This is a genomic window from Aquimarina aggregata, assembly GCF_001632745.1.
Classification (GTDB): domain Bacteria; phylum Bacteroidota; class Bacteroidia; order Flavobacteriales; family Flavobacteriaceae; genus Aquimarina; species Aquimarina aggregata.
Genome location: NZ_LQRT01000058.1, coordinates 268,653 through 289,094 on the forward strand (window position 1 = coordinate 268,653; position 20,442 = coordinate 289,094).

A 20,442-nucleotide genomic window follows, 5' to 3' on the forward strand; every position below is an offset into this window, starting at 1 on the left:
ATTTTTAAGTATTGATGAACACAGGTAAAAACAAAATTTAGCATGAGATTTGCTAAAAATGGACTAATAAAGCCCTATGTGTGTTGAGTTTTATTTTTTTGGTATGTTGAAGGCGTATTGCCATACTTCTTTTTAAAGCAATTTCTAAAATATTCTAAATCTCTAAAACCAACTTTGTAAGTAATCTCTGCAATAGTTAAGTTTGATGCTCTTAAAAGTTCAGAAGCTTTTAATAAACGTTGTTCTCGGATGTATGAATTTGTTGTAAATCCTGTTAATTTTTTTAGTTTTTTATTACATAAATATTCACTCAGCCCCATCTTTTGTACAAGCTGACTTACAGTAAAATCAGGATTAGAAAGTTCAATAATGATTTCTTGTTCTATTTTAGTAATAAAGTCTTGGTCTACGGCACTTATTTTTGCTTCTAAATTTGTCGAAGAAATTTTCGATTTTTGTTTTTTTGAATACCTTGTTTTAAAATATATAATTAATGCCACTCCAATACTAAAAAAGAGAATATACAGTATTGCAAAAGAATGAGCAGATTGTACTTTTATATTTAATGTTTTGGTTTTAACGTCTGGATTACTAAAGTTTTTAATTTTGAAAATATAGTCTCCACTGGGGATATTAGAGTATTTGGCAATTCCCAAAGCATTTTTAGTTGTGCGCCAATCTTTGTCAATGCCTTCTAATTTATAGCTTAATATATCGTTTTGATCAGAATAATTAAGGTTTTGAAATGTGATTGCGATATTGTTTTCACCGGTTTTAAGAAGTATGTTTTGAGTATTAGAAATTGTGTTTTTTAATAAAATGCGATCATTTAAATTCGTGTTAACTCTAATTTCGATATTGTTTATTTCAAGTTTAGTAATTGCGAGGTTAGTAGTAAAATTATTTGATTTGATTTCTGAAGGTTTGAAAATGGTTAACCCACTTTGTCCTCCAAAAGCGAGCATGCCATTACTTAGCCGTGTAGCAGATAAATCCATAAAAACATTATCTGTTAAACCATCCTTTTTACTGAAATTTTTAATATTGTTAGTTTTAGGATTCAATTTTGAAATGCCACTATTGGTTCCCATCCAAATATTACCTAGATCGTCTTCTGCTAGACTTTTTATTGTATTGTTCTGTAATCCATCTTTTGTTGTGTATGCAGTGAAATCATAAGTACCTGTTTTTTCATTGAAATGACATTTATTTAACCCTCCGCCAAAAGTACCGATCCAAATTGTGTTGTCTGTAGAGGTTATTATGGGTAATATAAAATCTGCACTAATACTATTTTTAGTGTTTGCTTTGTGTTGAAAAACTTCAAAAACGGGATTGTTTTTTTTGCTTTCTGTATCTGTTAGTAAAACAAGTCCTTTATCTGTACCGAACCATATATTTTTGTTTTCATCAAAAGCTATACTACGCACAACATTCGAAGGGAAGTTATGATTTTTAGAAAGATCTTTTGTATAATTCGTAATGTTAAATGCATTGTTATCTTTTTTCTCTAAATGTGTAATGCCATTATTGATGGTAGCTAGCCAAATGTTACCTTTCGAATTAGTTTCGATATCCATATATCGTTTGTAATTTGACGAGGTATTTATATATCTTAATTCTAGATCTGAATTAAATGTTACAAGTTGTTGTAAATCTCTTGTTCCATAAAAAAAAGTATTTCTTTTGTCATATCCGATTGCCGTAATAGCTTCATTTTTGTAATCAAGTAATGCAATGTATTTTTGTGTAATATTTGAGTTTTGGTTATATATGTTGTCTAAAGAAACGAGTCCTCCTCCTTCTGTGCCAACCCATAGGCTTTGATTTGTATTTGGTAATAATGCAGATATAGGTAGCCCTTGTCTTTTGTCTTTATTGGTAAAGTAATATCTTTTAAACAAAGACTTTTTATAATTATATTTAAATAAGCCATGTGCGGTACCAATCCAAACGACTCCAGAACTATCTTCATAAAAACAACGAATATCCTTCAAAAAATTATCAGGCCTAATAAATGAACATTTTTTAGTGTTCATTGTCTTTTGATCTAAAGTTTTATTAAAAACAACGAGACTTTTTGATGAACCGGACCAAAGATTATTTTGAGAATCGATAGAGAGTCTTCGTATTAAGTTTTGTTGATGAATTGTTTTTATTGTGGAAATTGAATCTTTAGAATAAGAAAATATATGGTTAGCTGATGCAAAATATATTTTATTATTTCTTTTTTTTAAATCGAAAACAGATGTTCCAAGATAAACTTCTTGCCAATCATAGCTTTTCGATTTTGTTTTTTTTAAGCAAAATAAGCCTGTATTCGTTCCTAGCCATACTCGGCTTTCATCGTCACAAATTATTTTATTAATTGGGTGATTACCATTCTTTGTAAACGATGAATAAAATTGGAGTAAAGCAAGTGTGTTATTTGTATTTGTTAATTGTATGACACCTAGGTTAGTAGCGATCCATATGTTTTTATTTTGAATATAGATGCTATTTGTATTTCCACCTAATTCAACTATCTTTTTATTTAACTCGGGAAAGCGTTCAATTTGCTCAGTACGTAAATCAAGCTTAAAAATTCCTTTAGTTGGGGTTATTCCCCAAAGGTTATTATCATTATCGATATGTAATTCTAAAATTATATTACTTGCTAGCCCAGAATTAGAGTTAGGTTCATATTGAAATGATTTTAAATTATGCCCATCGTATCTATATAGTCCATCATAGGTGCCTATCCATAGAAAACCTACAGAATCTTGAACGATAGTATTTATAGTTGTATTAGATAAACTAGCTTGGTTTTCGATAGCTTCTAATAGTACTATTTCTTGATGTTGTTGAGAAACAATAGAAAATGAATTTAAAAAGAATATGAGGTAGAGTAGAGAAGCTCTAAATTTTGCCGTTCTTTTTTGAATTCTATTTATAAACATTAAAACAAAGTTTCTAAATAAGGAAAATATATTTTTTACTTGAAAAAAATAACCCTTAAGCTTTTGAATTTTTAACTCAGCAACCTATAGTTATGGCAGAATCTTCAATTTAAGATAATTAATAATGTAATTCTCTATTTTAAAAATAATCTTTATGTATTGTATGTTTTCGAAGCATACAATACATAAAGAAATGGTTTAAGTTTTTAAGAAGGTTTTTGAAATAGTATTAATAGTGTTGGATACTTATATGTATTGATTTACTATATTTTCAAATAATTCCTGTTTTCCACTTTGCAATTCCAGTTCTCCATTGTCTTGAGCTATTTTATAGAGATCATTTAGATTTAATTTGCCAGCTTCAAAATCTTTTCCTTTTCCAGAATCAAAAGAACTATAGCGTTGCTCTCTTAACTTGCTATAGGGCGAAGAGGTTGTGATTTTATCAGCGATAAGTAATGCTCTTGCAAAAGTATCAGCTCCACCAATGTGTGCATGAAACACATCTTCTATATCGGTTGAGTTTCTTCTGATTTTGGCATCAAAATTTACACCACCACCTTGTAATCCACCAGATTGTAAGAATACTAACATGGCTTCGGTGGTTTCTTGTATGTTATTAGGAAATTGATCTGTATCCCAACCATTTTGATAATCTCCACGATTTGCATCAATACTACCTAACATACCAGCTTTGGCTGCAACTTCAATTTCATGTTGAAAAGTGTGCTGTGCTAGCGTTGCATGGTTTACTTCTATGTTAATTTTAAAATCTTTGTCTAGCCCATACTCACGTAAAAAACCAATAGAAGTGGCAGTATCAAAATCATATTGATGTTTTGAAGGCTCCATAGGTTTAGGTTCAATAAAAAATGTGCCTTTAAATCCTTGACTTCTTGCATAATCTTTGGCCATAGTTAAAAATTGAGCCATATGATCTAATTCCCGACCCATATCCGTATTTAGCAGTGACATATATCCTTCGCGACCACCCCAGAAAACATAATTTTCTCCATCTAGTGCAATTGTAGCATCTAATGCTAATTTAACTTGTCCACCAGCACGAGCAACAACATTAAAATCAGGATTAGTTGCGGCTCCGTTCATATATCTTGGGTTTGAAAAACAATTGGCTGTTCCCCAAAGTAGTTTTATTCCAGATGCTGCTTTTTTCTGTTTTAAATAATCAGTAATTGTAGATAAACGCTGTTCTGATTCAGAAAATGTTGGCGCTTCTTGTATTAAATCATAATCATGAAAGCAGAAATAATCAAATCCCATTTTACTTATAAATTCGAAAGCTGCATCGGCTTTATCTTTTGCTGCTTGAATAGGATCAGAAGATTGATCCCAAGCAAATTTTTGTGTTCCAGGTCCAAAAGGATCCGAACCTACTCCACAGAATGTGTGCCAATATGCAATGGCAAATTTAAAATGATCTCGCATTGTTTTTCCTGCAACAACCATATCTGGGTTATAATACTTAAAGGCCAATGGATTATCGGATTCTTTCCCTTCATATTTGATTTCTCCGATTCCTTTATAATATTCTTTATCTCCTAAAACAATCATTTAGTTATTATTTTTACTATTTTAACATTTCTTTTTCGCGATATAATTTCGCATATAACGGTTATAAAATTAATTAAAATAGAACTTCTGATTTTACACAATGATAATATTCTACGAAACATTTTACGAAACATTTTGCCAAACACTTTACGAAATATTTTATCGAGTATTTTACGGAATGTAAATAGCTTTATAAGTATATATTATCTACGATAGATTGTACAAATCATACCACATATGTTGTATTTTGGTTCTAGAGATGTTCTGCTTTCATTAGTATAATTAGGGTTTAACAGAAAAATGCATCTAAAAAGACATATGTGTTATACATATAAAATGCACATTTATATATTGTCGTCTTAATCATCTTTTTTAATTTAACATAAACTGAAGTATAAAATTTAGAGTATTATGGGAGTTATTTCATTTATCGGGTTTACATTGCTAGTAGCAATCATATCATATTTTGCAACTAGAAAAACAAATGAAAATACTTCTGAGGGGTATTTTTTAGGAGGTCGTAGTCTTACGGCAACCGTTATTGCAGGTTCTTTATTACTTACGAACCTTTCAACAGAACAAATTGTAGGATTAAATGGGGATGCATATACAGATGGTATACTCGTAATGGCTTGGGAAACTTTAGCAGCTATTGCAATGGTGATTACTGCAATATTTTTGCTACCACGTTATTTAAAAGGTGGAATCTCTACACTTCCAACATTTTTAGAAAGACGTTTTGATAGTACTACTAAGGCGTTAACTTCGGGATTATTTCTTACAGGTTATGCTGTTGTATTATTGCCTATGGTACTTTTTACAGGCTCAAAGGCTATTAGTGGAATGTTTGGTATTCCTGAATTACTCGGGGTAAGCGATTGGGTTTCAGTTTGGATATGTGTATGGGGAATAGGAATTATAGGTTCTATCTATGCCATATTCGGAGGTCTAAAAGCTGTAGCAGTTTCTGATACAATAAATGCAGTCGGATTGTTAATAGGAGGATTGTTGATTCCGGTATTTGGTTTAATGGCAATTAGCGAAGATGGTAGTGTTTTTGGTGGATTAACTAAATTGACAACAGAACATCCAGAAAAGTTTAATGCAGTAGGAGGACCAGATTCTTCTATCCCGTTTGCTACCATTTTTACAGGTATGATGCTAGTACAATTGTTCTATTGGGGGAGTAATCAACAAATTATTCAACGTGCTCTTGGAGCTAAAAACTTAGCAGAAGGACAAAAAGGACTAACATTAGCAGCTTTTATTAAAATATTAGGGCCGATCATTGTGGTTTTACCAGGTATTATAGCATATCATAAGTATGGGCCAAATTTAAATACTAGTGATGTGTATCCAAAATTAGTTGCAGATGTATTGCCTGATGTTTGGGTTGGTTTTTTTGCAGCCGTTCTGTTTGGTGCTATCTTAAGTTCATTTAATTCTGCACTAAATAGTTGTGTAACTTTATATGGAGTTGATATTTATAAGCAGTTTATAAATAAAGAAGCCAGTGAGAAGATTGTTGTGAAAATGGGAAAACGTTTTGGGATTATTCTGGCATTCTTTTCCATGATTATAGCACCATTTTTAGTATATGCCGATAGTATTTTTGGATATTTACAAACCGTTAATGGAGCTTATAGTATTCCGATTTTAACCGTTATTGTTATTGGTTTCTTAACAAAGAAGGTACCTGCAATAGCCGCTAAAGTAGGAATCATATTTGCTTTTACAGTTTATGTTGGATATATCGTTTTAGCAAATGGATTTGGAGTTATAGATTTACATATGCTACACATGCAGGCAATCACATTTGTATTAACAGTAATAATCATGTTAACTATTGGAAAATTAAAACCAAGAGAGAGTGATTATGTACAGACTTACACTAAAGAGGTTGATGTTACACCATGGAAACATGTTAAGATAGTTGGTCTGGTAATATGTTTAGTAGTATTATCAACGTATTTCATTTTTTAATACCGTAAAAATCTATAGTTAGATAATAAGACATACAGTTTTAATAAAGAAAAACCTTTTACTATTTTTAGTAAAAGGTTTTTTGTGTAAATAAGTACATGTGTAGAGTATTAATCTTTTAATATCGAAGATAAAATAGTTTAGGTATAGGTTAAAATAGAATAAGATTGATGCGTCTAATCTATCGTTATTTGTACTGTATAAAGTAAATATGATATAGTTGTAAGTGGCTAGATTGATACTATTTATAAGCTTTATACGAGCATAAGTACTAAAAAAATATGTTTAAGATGGAGAAAAGTAAGCTTTTAGACCCGTTTGAGGAAGCTCGTTTGAGTAAAGGATATGGTAAGATGAATGATCAGGATGATCCTGTTACTATGATTTTACGTCTTAAAGATGTACGTAAATGTGCACATAATTGGAAAGCTTTTCAATCTGGAGCTACTCCAGGACGTATTGTAGTGCCCTCTGAAGTGAATATTCGAGATACTCGTCAAATACCTTTTGAAGTAGACCCACCGTTGCACAAAGATTATCGTTCATTAATAGAACCATGGTTTAAACGACCATTAGAAAAAGAGTATAAACAAAAACTTACTGGGCAAATAGAAGCAATTGTTGATGAGGTGATTGCAAAAAAAACTGTTGAAGTAGTACAAGATTTTTCTTTGAGATTACAATCTCGAGCGTTAACATTACTACTTAATATACCTTTTGAAGAGTCTGAGACATGGATTGGTTGGGGTACACATGTATTTAGAAGTGAAGGAGAATCTTTAGATGCAGATAAAGCTAATCTATTATACGACTACATTGATCAACAAATTATCAAAGCCGAAAGAAATCCAGGAAATGATTTGTATTCTATGTTGCTAAGTTCTGAAGTAAACGGAAAAAAACTTACACACGAAGAAGTAAAAGGTGTAATGATTTTAACATTTGCAGGAGGACGAGATACAGTGATTAATGCAGTTACAAATTCTATTGCTTATTTTGCAGAACATCCTGAATCATTAAAACAACTTAGAGAAAATCCTGATGTTACAGGTAAAGCAGTTGAAGAATTAATTAGATACTTTTCGCCATTAACGCACATGGGGAGAGTAGCAACTCAAGATACTCAAGTTTGTGAACATGCGATAAAGGCAGATTCTCGTATATCCTTATGTTGGGCATCAGCGAATAGAGATGCTTCTGTTTTCGAAAATCCAAACGATATAGTATTAGATCGTAAAGTTAACCCTCACGTAAGTTTTGGTTTTGGTACGCACAATTGTTTAGGAGCTACACATGCTCGACAAATTATGAATATCTTATTAGTCACCTTGGCCAAAAAGGTTAAATCTATAGAGATATTAGATTATACAGAAAATATAGAAGATCTAGAAGAATTTAAACGCAAAGTGGGATATGATAGCATTAAGGTGAATTTTAATGCACTATAATTTTAATAGGGTTTATGTACTAATATTTTTAAAGAATTTATAAAAAAAGATATGGCTAAGATTACTTTTATAACAACAGAAAATAAATCAATCATTTTAGAAGGTACTACGGGGTCTTTGATGCAACTAGCTGTAGATAATAGTATTCCAGGAATTGATGGGGATTGCGGGGGTGTATGCTCTTGTGCTACATGTCATGTGCATGTACATCCAGAACATGTTGAAAAAACTGGAGAAGCAAGTGAAATCGAAACAGATATGCTAGAACTTAATGATCATTATAATGAATACAGTCGTTTATGCTGTCAAATTGAAATTAATGAAAAATTAGATGGTGTAGTGTTGCAAGTTGCAGAAAGTGAATAAAATTGAATTTGATGTCTGAAAATTATTCAAATAATAAGACTTGCGTTGTCATAGGAGCAAGTCATGCTGGCGTAAATTTCGCTTTTGCTTTACGCAAGGAAGGTTGGCAAGGTAAAATCATACTCTTTGATAAGGATCCAACATTGCCCTATCATCGACCACCGCTTTCAAAAGCCTATTTAACTAGTAAAGATGCAATCGAAAAAAACGTTTTAAAGTCTCAAGAAAGCTACGAAAAAGATAATATAATATTACAGTTGGGAACTGAAGTTTCATCGATCAATCGGCTTAAAAAAACAATCGTATTACATGATGGAACTACACAAAGTTATGATAAATTAGTTTTAGCAACAGGTGCACGACCAATTATACCATCTATTTTAGGGATAGAAGAGGCAAGTAATTTATTCCCTTTACGAACTGCAGGTGATGTAGAAAATATACGAAATTCATTAGCTAAAAGTCAACATAAAAGAGTAGTCATTATAGGGGGAGGCTATATAGGTCTTGAAGCAGCTGCATCTCTTAAGAAACTAGGAGCAACCGTTACAATATTAGAACGAGAAGATCGAATTTTGGCCAGAGTTACTACTCCAGAAATGTCAACATTTTTTGAAGACTTACATAGTAATAATGGGGTTGAAATACATACCAATAAGAACGTTATTTCTATTAAAACATCCGAAGGTTTAAATACTATTATTTGTGAGGATAATTCTACTTTTAAATCTGATATGATAATTGTGGGAGTAGGAATTAAAGTAAATATCGAATTGGCAAGAGACGCAGGTCTTGATATTAATAATGGAGTATCGGTTGATTCAACAACACAAACAAATGATGAAAATATTTATGCCATAGGTGATTGCACGTTTCATTATAATACACATTATGATCGTTTTGTACGGCTAGAATCTGTTCAAAATGCTGTTGATCAGGCTAAAGTTGCTGCTGCTGCCATTTGTGGAAAGAACGCTACTTATGATGCGATACCATGGTTTTGGTCGGATCAATATGATGTTAAGTTACAGATGGTAGGTTTGTCAACAGGTCATAATAAAGTATGTGTGCGTAAAGAAGAAAGTGAAAATACAAAATTCTCTATTTGGTATTTTAAAGACAACACCTTGTTGGCTGTAGATGCTATTAATAATGCTAAAGCATATGTTTTGGGTACAAAATTTATTAAAAACCAGAAAAGAATAGATACATCAAAATTAGTAGATCCCTTTGTTGATTTTAAACCAGCTAATTTAGTAGTAGAATCATAAAACTCATTTTTTGCTCTTTGCCTCTTAAATGGATAGTACTTTTAGAGCTTTATCCATTTTTATGTATCGACTTTCTATATGAGAAAGGAGGCACCCCTACAACTTTCTTAAATTGTTTGTTAAAATAAGGCACAGAGTTATAACCACATTCAAACCCTATTTCCTTAATGGGTAAATCGGTATTGGTTAGTAGCTTTTTAGAAAAGTCAATACGTATTTTGTTAAGATAATTAGTAAAAGTATATCCTGTCTCTTTTTTGAAGTATCTACAAAAAGAAGAAATGGTCATATTTATCATTTCAGCACATAGATCTACAGAAATTTCTTTTTTATAATTTTCCATAATATACTCATGTACTTTTAAAATTCGATTAGATTTAAAAAAGAAACTCTCCTTAAGATATCCTTCAGATGCTAAAGTTTCATATCCAGATAAATTAATTAGATCTAGTATTTTTAACAATTTTAGTAATTGATCAAGAGGCCCTAGTCTAGGGATTTCTTTTAATAATAGGATGATCGTTTCTTTATGTTTTCCTACGATTTTTAATCCGCGCTCAGAGGCTAATAAGACCCTTCTAACACCTTTTAATTCTGGGATATCAACGAATTGAGATCCAAAAATATCTTTTTTGAATTGTACATAAATAGATTCACAATGATCAGTAGAGTCTTGTTGTAAGTAATGATCATCAGGAATCCATGCATGAGGTAAAAATCCACCTAATAATACAAGGTCACCTGTGTTAAAATTCTCACCGTGATCACCTACTAATCGCTTTCCATTACCATTTGTTATCAGTAATAATTCAAACTCCGGATGGTAATGCCAAGCTCCACTAAAATAACGTTGACGATAAACCCCCGTATGAAAAGAAGAATGTAGTGGTTTCTCGATCTTTTCTAGAGATACAGCTATTTTATTATTTGTAATTACTTGTTTCAAAGAAAATAGAGTAAAAGTTATTGCTAATATAGTGTAAATTATAGCTATTATAATACTATAGTTTTGTTTTTATGAGGTGTGTTTAAAGTAGAAATAGATAAGTTGCTTACATCTAAAATAAAAATTAAATTATGAGATTATTCCTTTTACTGATAAGTATATTATCAATTTCTTCGTCTTGCAAAACAGATAATAACGATATTTCTAGAAGCATTGAGGATTTTAATTATGACTGGAAATTTAATTTGGGTGATACCCCAAATGCTTTTGATTCTGTATTTAATGATGATCAATGGAAAATGATTAATGTTCCTCACGATTGGAGTATTGAAGAAGGATATCAAGAAACTGGAGATGTAGCAAGTAGTAGTGGCTTTGTACCTGGAGGTATTGGATGGTATAGAAAATCATTTATACTTACAGAAGCTGATAAGAATAAGCAAATCAGTATTCAATTTGATGGAGTATACAATAATTCTACAGTTTGGATCAATGGAAAATTATTAGGAACCAGACCAAATGGGTACGTTACTTTTGTATATGATCTTACAAATCATTTAAAATATGATGGCACACCAAATGTTCTTGCTGTTAAAGTGGATCATACTGCGTATGTAGATTCACGATGGTATACAGGCTCAGGAATTTATCGCAATGTAAAACTGATTAAAACAGAACCTTTACATATTGCCCAATGGGGATTGCAGATTACTACACCAAAAGTGAATTCCAACTCAGCAGAAATTCAAATAAAAACCGCATTAATAAATAATAATCCAAAAGAAGAACAACAGATTGTGGTGAAATACAATATTTTGGATTCAAACCATAATGTTATAATTTCTAAGAGTACACAAAGTGATGATTTAAATGCTAATGTAAATATTACTATCGATACTCCTAAATTATGGTCTTTAGAGGATCCAAACTTATATCATTTAGAAGCTCTTGTTTTTGAAAATGAACAACAAGTCGATAATGTAATTCAAAGATTTGGTATTCGGACGTTTAATTTTGATGCAAATACAGGTTTTTCTTTAAATGGAAAACGAATGAAAATAAAAGGTGTCAACTTACATCATGATGCTGGGGCGGTAGGAGCAGCTGTACCTAAGGCAATTTGGGAATATCGAATGAAGAAACTAAAATCTATAGGAACTAATGCAATACGTTTTGCACACAACCCTCACTCACCAGAATTGCTTGAAGTTTGTGATGAAATAGGACTTCTAGTAATGAATGAGGCTTTTGACGAATGGAGTGCCCCTAAAGCCAAAAGTAAAGTGTATTTAGGAGATAATGCTGCTTCAAAAGAGGCATCCAAAGCTTACCCCGAAGTTTTTGATGAATGGGCAGAGCGCGATTTAAAAGATTTAATTCGAAGAGATTTTAATCATCCATCGGTATTTATGTGGAGTATTGGTAATGAAATAGAGTGGACCTATCCTCATTATTCAAAAACATTTAATGAAGTAAACCCTAATTCAAGTGCTGCAGGATACGAATATGTTCCAGTATATGATGCAGATAAGATCAAACCAATTTTTGAAAATAATATAGAAACTGTTGATCCTTTGACTACCATTGCCAAAAAACTAGTAAAATGGGTAAAAGAAGAGGATACCTCAAGACCAACTGTATGTGGTAGTGTACTTCCTTCAATTGGAATGGTTAGTGGTTATGGTACTACTGTTGATGTTTATGGATTTAATTATCGTCAGGCTGATTATGATATTGCTCATAAAACATATCCTGATTTAAAAATTTTAGGTTCAGAAAACTGGGGTGCCTATTCTGAGTGGAAGACGGCAAATGATCGTGATTTTGTAGCGGGAATATTTGCTTGGACAGGATTTGCATATTTAGGCGAAGCTGGACCATGGCCGCGCAAAGGTTTAAATATTTCTTTCTTTGATTTTGCTGGATTTAAAACACCAAGAGGACATTTTTTTGAAACATTATGGAAAAAAGACCCTAAAGTATATATGGTTACTACTCCTGTTTCAGAATCAGAGTATTCTTATTCTGAAAAAGAAGGATGGAAATTTAATATGCAATTTACACCTCCGCCAGTATGGGATAAACTACGCCTTTGGGAGTGGTATAAAGTATATCCTAAGTGGCAATATGAGGATAAAGAATCAATTATTGTGCAAGCATATACAAATTGTGAAGAAGCAGAGTTATTCTTAAATAAAAAATCATTAGGGAAACAAAAATTAACAACCGTAGTAGAAAATGATCATATCCTTAAATGGTTAGTGCCTTATGCAGATGGAGAATTGAAAATTGTTGGGTATAATAATGGAGTAAAAGCAGATGAGTATGTCTTAAAATCTCAAGGTACAGTATCTGAAATCAAAATAACAACTAATAAAACCACTATTAAAAATGATGGATATGATGTTGCAGTAATTACGGCAACATTATTTGATGCCAATGGAGCTGTTGTTACAGATGCAGATATAAAAATTGAATTTGAAGTAGAAGGAGCAGCTAGAAATATTGGGGTTGATAATGGTTGGGAGAGAAACATTCAATCTCATAAATCAAATGAGATAGTAACACATCAAGGTAAAGCTATATTATTCGTGCAATCTACAAAAGATACTGGAGCAATTAAGATTTCTACAAAAAGTAAAACAGTTACTTCAAATACCCTAGACTTAGAGGCTAAATAAGTAGGTAGGTGATTTAAATTTTGATTAGTTTGTATGTATGAGTAACAGGTTTATTTGCAGTATAAATTTCTGTTCGAATATGATCTAAAGCCTTAATGATAGAATCTTTTTTAGGTAAAACTTCAAAATATTCTTTGGCTTTTTTCTTCTCATAAAAATACCAACTTTTCCCTTTAGATTTTTCGTTTTTAGCCTCTAGAAATGCTTTTTTAGCTTCAAGAGTATTTGGCCCATTAAACTCTTTTAAACTCCGAAACTCTGTAGCAGCAATGGTTCTTAGTTTATCATTAGTACTCCTATATTCAAAACACAAATCGGATACTTTAGTTGCTTGTTTGTATTGTGGAGTAAGACTGTTTCGTGATAAGTTTATCCCTTCTTTTAATGCCAAATTAGAATATGAACCTACTTTAATATCATCAATTAATAGAGTGTATTTACCTTCTTCCAAATTTTTAATAGATAGTATTTCTCTAGCAATATTTCCTGATTCTGGAATTAGTTTTTCTGTAGTTCTTAGGCTTTCTTTAACCGGAAATGGTAATGCATTTTGTAATACTTGAAATTTTTTAATTCCACTTTTTATATCAACCGTACAATTTTTAGCACTATTCACTTTCATGGTTTTTGCATCAATTTCTATAGTAGAAGTAAATGCTACAGGAATTATAGTCTTAATTATTTCATAAGCCATTACCAAATGGCCATTATCGCCAGGGTGTATTCTATCTAGTCCAACAATAGTTGCTGTTTTATCGTTAGTTTGAATTTTTTTGTTTACCGCTAGCATAGCGGTATTGAAATCGATAACTGGCGCATTGTGTTTTTTAGCGATTTCTCGTACGGCATTTCCAAAGTCGATTAACCCATCATTAATGCCAAAGTTGTTTTTTCTTTCTAATACTGCAGTTTGATCATATATAGAAGGTGTTGTGAAAATAAGTTTCACTCCCTTTTCAATAAGGAGAGCACTCAATTTCTCCATATTTTTGGTATAGTTTTTTAAAATCTCTTCACGTTTTTTTAATGTTTCCTGATCTACCTTTTTGGTACCAGGGTATAACCAACGGCCTACATCGTTCATACCTAACATGATTAAAGCATGTGTAGGGTTGTGTATCAAAATGTCTTTTTCAACTCTATCTGTGGTCCCGGGCGTATTGTCACCTGCAATACCACAGTTATAGTAGCTCACTTTTTCATTAGGAAATTGGGTAGCATTAAAAACTTGTAAAAAAGCATGAAAGGACCCTCCATGTGTTATACTATCTCCTATTAAAGCTACGACATCACCATTTTTAAATAAAGGTAGTTCCTGAGCGTTTAATGGGCGGGCCAATATTGCTATGATAAACAATAATAGTGCAGACTTTATTTTATTTTGTATGATCATAAAATTAAAAATAAAGGATTTTAATACCGAGAAAAAAGTATTTACAAATAATCTACGTAAACAGTTTTGTTTTTTTCGTTAGATTCTATTTCTTTAGAATCAATTGATTGAAAAATAACATAGTATCTTTGATGTGCTTTTCCCAATATTCCCATTCGTGACCACCGGGATATTCTTCGTAAATGTGCGGAATGGCTAATTCATTTAATTGGGTATGTAATTTTCGGTTACCAGCCAATAATGGATCAGATAATCCGCAATCAAATCGAAATTTTGGAATTTGATTTTTATACTTTACGATAGTGTCAAAAACAGATTCGTTTTCAGTTTGGTCTTGTTTTAGTAGTGTAAGATCTTCTTCAATAAAAGATTTCATTTCTTCGAGTTGTGTAATCGATGAAAGCCCAGAGACTCCTGAAAACATAGATCCATACTTTATACCAAGTCGCAAAGCACCAAAACCACCCATTGATAAACCAGCAATAAATAACTGCGATTGCTTACTGGTTTGAGGGATTAGTTCTAGTGTAGCATTAAAGACATCTTCAATGATCCATTTTTCAAAATTTGATTCTTGATGAGGTAAATAACCGCTCCCGTCCCCCCATAACCCGTCTGATGGCATAACAACCACCATAGGAGAGAGTATATTCTGTTCTATCCAAGAGTTCATTTTTAAGTGAATCCCTGTTTTTTGAGACCAAATCCAATGACTGCCATATACACCGTGCAATAATATGGTAATAGGTAAATCTTTATGGTCGACTCCAGGAGGTACAAAAACACTAATGTCACCTCTATGGCTAAGATTTTTACTTTTAACGGTGATGTGTCTTAAGTTATTAGCCTCAAAACGTGGATCTGAAATTTCTACAGTTTTAAATTTTGACATAAATAGAGATTATTCGAAAACGATTACTCCTTTTGCATTTTTACCAGCTAACATATCTTCAAAAGCTAGATCAAGATCTTCAAATTTATATATTTTGGTTACCATTTCATCAAGTAATAGTTCTCCTTTTTTATATAAATTTAATAAGATAGGAAAATCTATTTGAGGTCTGCATTTGCCATACAATGGATTTATGTAAATTTTATCCCATTCAAATAAGCTCATATCGATAGTAACTTCTTCTTCTATACCACTTACTTGTACTGCTGTACCTGCATTGCGAATCATAGCTAGAGGTGCTGCTCCTAAAGCGGGAATAGCGGTGCATTCGAAAGCATAATCTGCTCCGCCATTGCCTGTTAGTTTTTGAACTAATTTGGAGACCTCTTGTAAATTTTTGTCAGTCTTATTAGCTAGAATAGTATGAGTAGCTCCAAATTGTTTTGCCATTTCTAATCTATTTGGATTAACGTCTACAGCAATTATCATTGCTGCCCCAGAAATCCTTGCGCCTTGGATAACGTTAAGTCCAACTCCACCATTACCAATTACGACTACAGAAGATCCTGGCGTAACATGAGCTGTGTTTACAGCAGATCCATATCCAGTCATTACACCACAACCAATAATCGCAGCAGAGCTAAACGGAATGGCTGTTTCATATTTTACTACCGCTTGCTCTTTAACGACCGTATGGGTAGATAGTGTTCCTATGTTGAAAGATCGTTCAATTCCTTCTCCTTGATATAAAGTCCTTTCTAATGCGGCATGTCCGGTAGAAACTTCGCCATCAGGTAATTTATCGCCAGCTACTACAGGTGAATTGTTTTCGCAAATATGCTGGTTCATTTCTTGACATTGAAAGCACTTGCCGCAAGGAATTGCCCAGTTTAATATCACATTATCTCCTGGTTTTACTGTGGTTACTGCATTTCCTACAGCTTGAACAATACCAGCCCCTTCATGACCAAGGATTACTTTTCTTCCCCAATGTAAAGAATCATGATCTGTATGACATAATCCTGCTGCTTGTATTTTTACTAGTACTTCATCATTTTCAGGCGTCTTTACTTCAATTTCTTCTATTGAAAAATTTCCGTCACCCTTTGATATTGCTGCTTTTCCTAACATTTTTGTTGGTTTAATATTCTGCAATATAGAATTTAACAAAGCTTAGATGTTTATCTATATTGATATCAAGTTACACTATATTAACAATGATTTAAGTATATTGATCTTTCATGTGAAAGATTTGTATTTTTTGTATATTTAATAACTAGAGTTAATCATTTGAATGCTTAGTAACTTTAAATCATTCATAATTTTTAAAATAAAGAGTATGAGAAAAATAATTATTTTTTGTTTAAGTTTTGTGTTTTTAACGTCTTGTAAATCTGGAAACGAAAAGACAGATGGAGATGCGGTTGTCTCTTCTGATTTAAGAGTCATACGAGGTAAAATAGTTGATTCTAAAAGGAAAAGTCTTGGATATGTAGCAATAAAATTATACTTAGATGAGAATGATTGTATGAATGCATATAGCGATAATGAAGGCTTGTTTGAATTTAAATTGGATGAACTAAGAGTGAAGGATCAAAGTCATTTTGAGATCGTTTATCAAGGATATGCAACGAAACTGTTATCCGTTAGAAACTTTGAAAATGACAAATCCATTATCTTGAGTAAAAAAGGTGATGTTGTTTCTGTAACGGATTATCGAGTCTTTTATGAATCAATCAAAAGCTGTTCAAGAAAATAATCGTTAGTTGTGATTATTTTAAGAATTGTTTTTAATCGATAAATTATGTAGTACTTATTCTATTAGATACGAGAATAGGCCATTGCCTATGCATTATTGTTTTTTGTTATAAATTTCTTACTATTGTGTAGGTCTTTTTAATAAAAAAATAAAAGTATACGATAGCGATCGATTATTCTCGTTATTTTAATGAATATGAACAAACTATCTTTATTTTTTAGTATTGTTTTCTTTTTATTAGGCTGTTTGACAAACTTTGCTCAGAGTGATATTACAACTTTATCTGGACAGGTTTTAGATCAAAAAACGTTAGAACCAATTCCTTTTGCTTCGGTGTATATTAAGTCCCAATCTATAGGTACGGTTACCAATGAAGAAGGTTACTTTACTTTTTATATACCGTCAAAAAGAAAAATGGATATAATTATCATATCGGTAATAGGGTATGTATCGGTTTCTAAAAAAGCGAATACTTTTAAAGAGAACCAACAAATATTTCTCTCGACTAGAACTACCAATTTAGAAACAGTAATCATCACATCTACTAAAGATAAAAAACTTACTGCAAAAGAAATCGTTAAAAAAGCTTATCAGGAGATTAAAAATAATTACCCCACAAAACCATATATTTTAGAGGGTTACGTGAGAGATCTTCAAAAAGAAGATGATAAGTATGTCGAGTATTTAGAATGCGCTGCTAAATTGTTTTATCAGGGATATGCGATTAAAAAAGAACCTCTTGTTGAGTTAGTAGAAGTTAGAACAAAGTACTTAACTGAAAAGAATCCTTGGAATAAAAATTCAGAACGAAAAAACTCAATTATTGATTTGGTAGAGGATGACTTTATTAGATTTGATTACGGCCCCATTAAAGGAAAAAATGGCTGGAAATATGAATTAGACGGTGTTTTACCGTATAATGAAAGATTGGTTTATAAAATAAAAGGAGTTGATAAACCTTTTCAAAATGCGACATTATTTATAGATACAGAGACTTTTGCATTTGTAAGAATGGAGCTTACAAGGCAAGCTATCAATAATAGATCTTGGGCGAGGAAATTTACAAATGGTGCTTTACAAGTGCATTATAATGTAGTGTTTGAATATCAAGAGTACAAGGGGAAAATGTACCTAAAGTATCAAAAAGAAGAAGATACATGGAAAATTTTTGAAGGATTAGAATCAAAAAAACTACTCTTTGTACAATATCCTAAAAAAGAGCTCTTTATAAATAATATAATAATTGATGATGTTCATAACTATCCATTCTTAAAAAATATGAATATTAGTGAAAGTATAGAGAATCAAGCAAAAGAATACAATTTGGATTTTTGGTCTACTTATAATATTCCGCAACAAACGGCAGCAGAAAGTAAAATAATCTTGGAACTCAAGAAAAGAGTAGATTAGTGCTATAGCATTTGATAGTAATTTTTCTTTCTTGATTTTTCAAAAAACATTAGATGAGTGTTTGCTTGGTGGAGCAAATGGTGCATTTGACGGGAATGTGATTCTACAAGTTGAAAAACCAAGTAAAGATAAATATTTTAATTTATCATTATTCTAACTGTTTATTTGCTTGGTTTTTAGTTTTGATTCTTTAATGTATAAAAGTGCCCAGGATGGGAGTCGAACCCACACGCCCTAATGGACACATGGCCCTCAACCATGCCTGTCTACCAATTCCAGCACCTGGGCAATAAAAGGTGCTTTAAGATACTCTAAAACTAAAAAAGTACCGTAAAAATATACGATACTTTTTTTAGTGACCGGGCTGGGGCTCGAACCCAGGACCCTCTCCTTAAAAGGGAGATGCTCTACCAACTGAGCTACCAGGTCATTGATAATTTTTTCTTATCAAAATATTTTTAAAGAACATAATTTATAATAGCAATACCTTGTTATTATCTATGTTTTGTGACCGGGCTGGGGCTCGAACCCAGGACCCTCTCCTTAAAAGGGAGATGCTCTACCAACTGAGCTACCAGGTCTTGCATTTTTTTCCTTCAATGCGGGTGCAAATATACTATCATTAATTTATTTTTCAAGAAGAATTTGATATAAATTTGCATTTTGTTTAAAATGATATTTCTTTTGGGCAATATCTACTTAATTTTTACAGTATGAATATAGTTTTAATGGGGTATATGGGTAGCGGAAAATCCTTGATAGGTAATAAGTTAGCTGATAAGATGAAATTAGAGTATCTGGATTTGGATGATTATATAGAAAATCAAGAAAAAAATACAATTTCAAAAATATTTGAAGAAAAAGGAGAGATTTATTTCAGAAAACAAGAATCTCGATACTTAAAAGAGGTATTAGAAAAGCAAAATAACAGCGTTATTTCGCTTGGTGGAGGTACACCATGTTTTGCAGGTAATCTTGAAATAATTAAAGAATCAGAAAAAGCTAAGAGTATATATTTAAAAACTTCTTTAGACCAATTAACTAAAAGGTTGTTTGCAGAACGTGATAAAAGACCATTAATATCTCATCTCTCTACTGTTGATCTTCTTAATGATTTTATTCGAAAACATTTATTTGAACGTTCATTTTATTATAATCAGGCAGATCACAATATTATCACAGATGATAGGGAGCCTGATCAGATTAGTGAAGAGATAATTACGCTATTATTTTAAAATAGCAGAGTCTTTACTACCAAATGATACCTCTACATGTTCATGTAATGAAGTAGATAAAGAGATGCCTTTAAAATCAGCTTTGATAGGATATTTTTTGTGATTTCGATTCACTAGTACTGCAGTTTTAAATCTTGTTAGAGGCACTTCTAAAAAATGTTTAACTCCGTAAACAAGTGCTGTACCAGAGTTTAAAACATCATCGGCAAGTACAATAGATTTATTTGTGTAGATATTATCACTGATAGAAGTTTGTACCGTATTGTGTGGTGATTTTTTATCCATTGTTACTTCGCATAAAATAACATTAATATCAGAAATGTTTTCTAGAATTTCTTTTAATCGTTTAGCAAAAATGTATCCGTTTTCTGCAATGCCGGCAATTACAATTTCTTCTTCATTAATATTCGTCTCATAAATCTGATAAGCAATACGCTTTATCTTATGTTGTATTTGCTCATGGGTTAGTATAATATTAGTATCCGTATGCATGCTTAGAATTGTTGATTGCGATTATAAAATATACGCAGAGATTTTAATTAATGAT

The 20,442-nt window shown here is 31.8% G+C and carries 15 protein-coding genes and 3 tRNA genes; 8 read left to right on the forward strand and 10 right to left on the reverse strand.

Annotated features, from left to right (window positions below; genetic code table 11):
- Positions 1-74: 74 nt before the first annotated feature.
- Both AWE51_RS24295 and xylA read right to left on the reverse strand, forming a co-directional pair.
- Entirely contained in the window at positions 75-2,939 is a 2,865-nt protein-coding gene (locus AWE51_RS24295) for a ligand-binding sensor domain-containing protein (RefSeq protein WP_066319476.1), read from the reverse strand.
- Positions 2,940-3,185: 246 nt separating this feature from the next.
- Entirely contained in the window at positions 3,186-4,511 is a 1,326-nt protein-coding gene (xylA, locus tag AWE51_RS24300) for a xylose isomerase (protein ID WP_066319478.1), read from the reverse strand.
- A gap of 411 nt (positions 4,512-4,922) precedes the next feature.
- Between xylA and AWE51_RS24305 the strand changes: the two genes are divergently transcribed.
- The 4 genes from AWE51_RS24305 to AWE51_RS24320 all read left to right on the forward strand — a co-directional run bounded on the left by AWE51_RS24305 (position 4,923) and on the right by AWE51_RS24320 (position 9,579).
- The gene (locus AWE51_RS24305; RefSeq protein ID WP_066319480.1) at positions 4,923-6,494 is read left to right on the forward strand and encodes a solute:sodium symporter family transporter; all 1,572 of its coding nucleotides are present in this window, start codon (positions 4,923-4,925) and stop codon (positions 6,492-6,494) included.
- Positions 6,495-6,784: 290 nt separating this feature from the next.
- Positions 6,785-7,942, forward strand: coding sequence for a cytochrome P450 (locus AWE51_RS24310; protein ID WP_066319482.1), 1,158 nt, complete (start codon positions 6,785-6,787; stop codon positions 7,940-7,942).
- A gap of 51 nt (positions 7,943-7,993) precedes the next feature.
- Complete coding sequence (locus AWE51_RS24315) at positions 7,994-8,308, forward strand: 2Fe-2S iron-sulfur cluster-binding protein (protein WP_066319485.1); 315 nt, start codon at positions 7,994-7,996, stop codon at positions 8,306-8,308.
- 11 nt (positions 8,309-8,319) lie between these two features.
- Positions 8,320-9,579 (forward strand): NAD(P)/FAD-dependent oxidoreductase, encoded by a 1,260-nt coding sequence (locus tag AWE51_RS24320; RefSeq protein WP_066319487.1) that lies wholly within the window; start codon positions 8,320-8,322, stop codon positions 9,577-9,579.
- A gap of 49 nt (positions 9,580-9,628) precedes the next feature.
- On the opposite strand, the gene AWE51_RS24325 is transcribed toward AWE51_RS24320, so the two are convergent.
- Positions 9,629-10,525: an AraC family transcriptional regulator gene (locus AWE51_RS24325; RefSeq protein ID WP_099098817.1), complete on the reverse strand. Its 897-nt coding sequence runs from the start codon at positions 10,523-10,525 to the stop codon at positions 9,629-9,631.
- A gap of 131 nt (positions 10,526-10,656) precedes the next feature.
- On the opposite strand from AWE51_RS24325, the gene AWE51_RS24330 reads away from it, so the two are divergent.
- The gene (locus tag AWE51_RS24330) at positions 10,657-13,206 is read left to right on the forward strand and encodes a sugar-binding domain-containing protein (RefSeq protein ID WP_066319489.1); all 2,550 of its coding nucleotides are present in this window, start codon (positions 10,657-10,659) and stop codon (positions 13,204-13,206) included.
- A gap of 13 nt (positions 13,207-13,219) precedes the next feature.
- On the opposite strand, the gene AWE51_RS24335 is transcribed toward AWE51_RS24330, so the two are convergent.
- The 3 genes from AWE51_RS24335 to AWE51_RS24345 form a co-directional block, all read right to left on the reverse strand.
- Positions 13,220-14,599, reverse strand: coding sequence for an SGNH/GDSL hydrolase family protein (locus AWE51_RS24335; RefSeq protein ID WP_066319491.1), 1,380 nt, complete (start codon positions 14,597-14,599; stop codon positions 13,220-13,222).
- An 85-nt stretch (positions 14,600-14,684) separates the two neighbouring features.
- Entirely contained in the window at positions 14,685-15,491 is an 807-nt protein-coding gene (locus tag AWE51_RS24340) for an alpha/beta hydrolase (RefSeq protein WP_066319493.1), read from the reverse strand.
- Positions 15,492-15,500: 9 nt separating this feature from the next.
- Positions 15,501-16,622 carry a Zn-dependent alcohol dehydrogenase gene (locus tag AWE51_RS24345; RefSeq protein WP_066319496.1) on the reverse strand — a complete coding sequence of 374 codons (1,122 nt, stop codon included), beginning with the start codon at positions 16,620-16,622 and terminating at the stop codon, positions 15,501-15,503.
- 208 nt (positions 16,623-16,830) lie between these two features.
- Here AWE51_RS24345 and AWE51_RS24350 point away from each other — a divergent pair, with 208 nt between their 5' ends.
- Entirely contained in the window at positions 16,831-17,250 is a 420-nt protein-coding gene (locus AWE51_RS24350; RefSeq protein ID WP_066319503.1) for a hypothetical protein, read from the forward strand.
- A gap of 195 nt (positions 17,251-17,445) precedes the next feature.
- A complete protein-coding gene (locus tag AWE51_RS24355; RefSeq protein WP_157766217.1) occupies positions 17,446-18,660 on the forward strand; it encodes a carboxypeptidase-like regulatory domain-containing protein in 1,215 nt (404 codons plus the stop codon).
- Positions 18,661-18,864: 204 nt separating this feature from the next.
- Here the strand turns inward: AWE51_RS24355 and AWE51_RS24360 are convergent.
- The 3 genes from AWE51_RS24360 to AWE51_RS24370 form a co-directional block, all read right to left on the reverse strand.
- Positions 18,865-18,948, reverse strand: a tRNA-Leu gene (locus AWE51_RS24360).
- Positions 18,949-19,016: 68 nt separating this feature from the next.
- Positions 19,017-19,089 (reverse strand) — tRNA-Lys (locus AWE51_RS24365).
- Positions 19,090-19,168: 79 nt separating this feature from the next.
- Positions 19,169-19,241: transfer RNA gene (locus AWE51_RS24370), tRNA-Lys, on the reverse strand.
- Between the two features lie 132 nt (positions 19,242-19,373).
- Here AWE51_RS24370 and AWE51_RS24375 point away from each other — a divergent pair.
- A complete protein-coding gene (locus tag AWE51_RS24375) occupies positions 19,374-19,895 on the forward strand; it encodes a shikimate kinase (protein WP_066319507.1) in 522 nt (173 codons plus the stop codon).
- Here the strand turns inward: AWE51_RS24375 and AWE51_RS24380 are convergent.
- Positions 19,887-20,387 carry a phosphoribosyltransferase family protein gene (locus AWE51_RS24380; RefSeq protein WP_066319509.1) on the reverse strand — a complete coding sequence of 167 codons (501 nt, stop codon included), beginning with the start codon at positions 20,385-20,387 and terminating at the stop codon, positions 19,887-19,889. The two genes, AWE51_RS24375 and AWE51_RS24380, sit on opposite strands and share 9 nt — an antisense overlap.
- Positions 20,388-20,442: the final 55 nt, after the last annotated feature.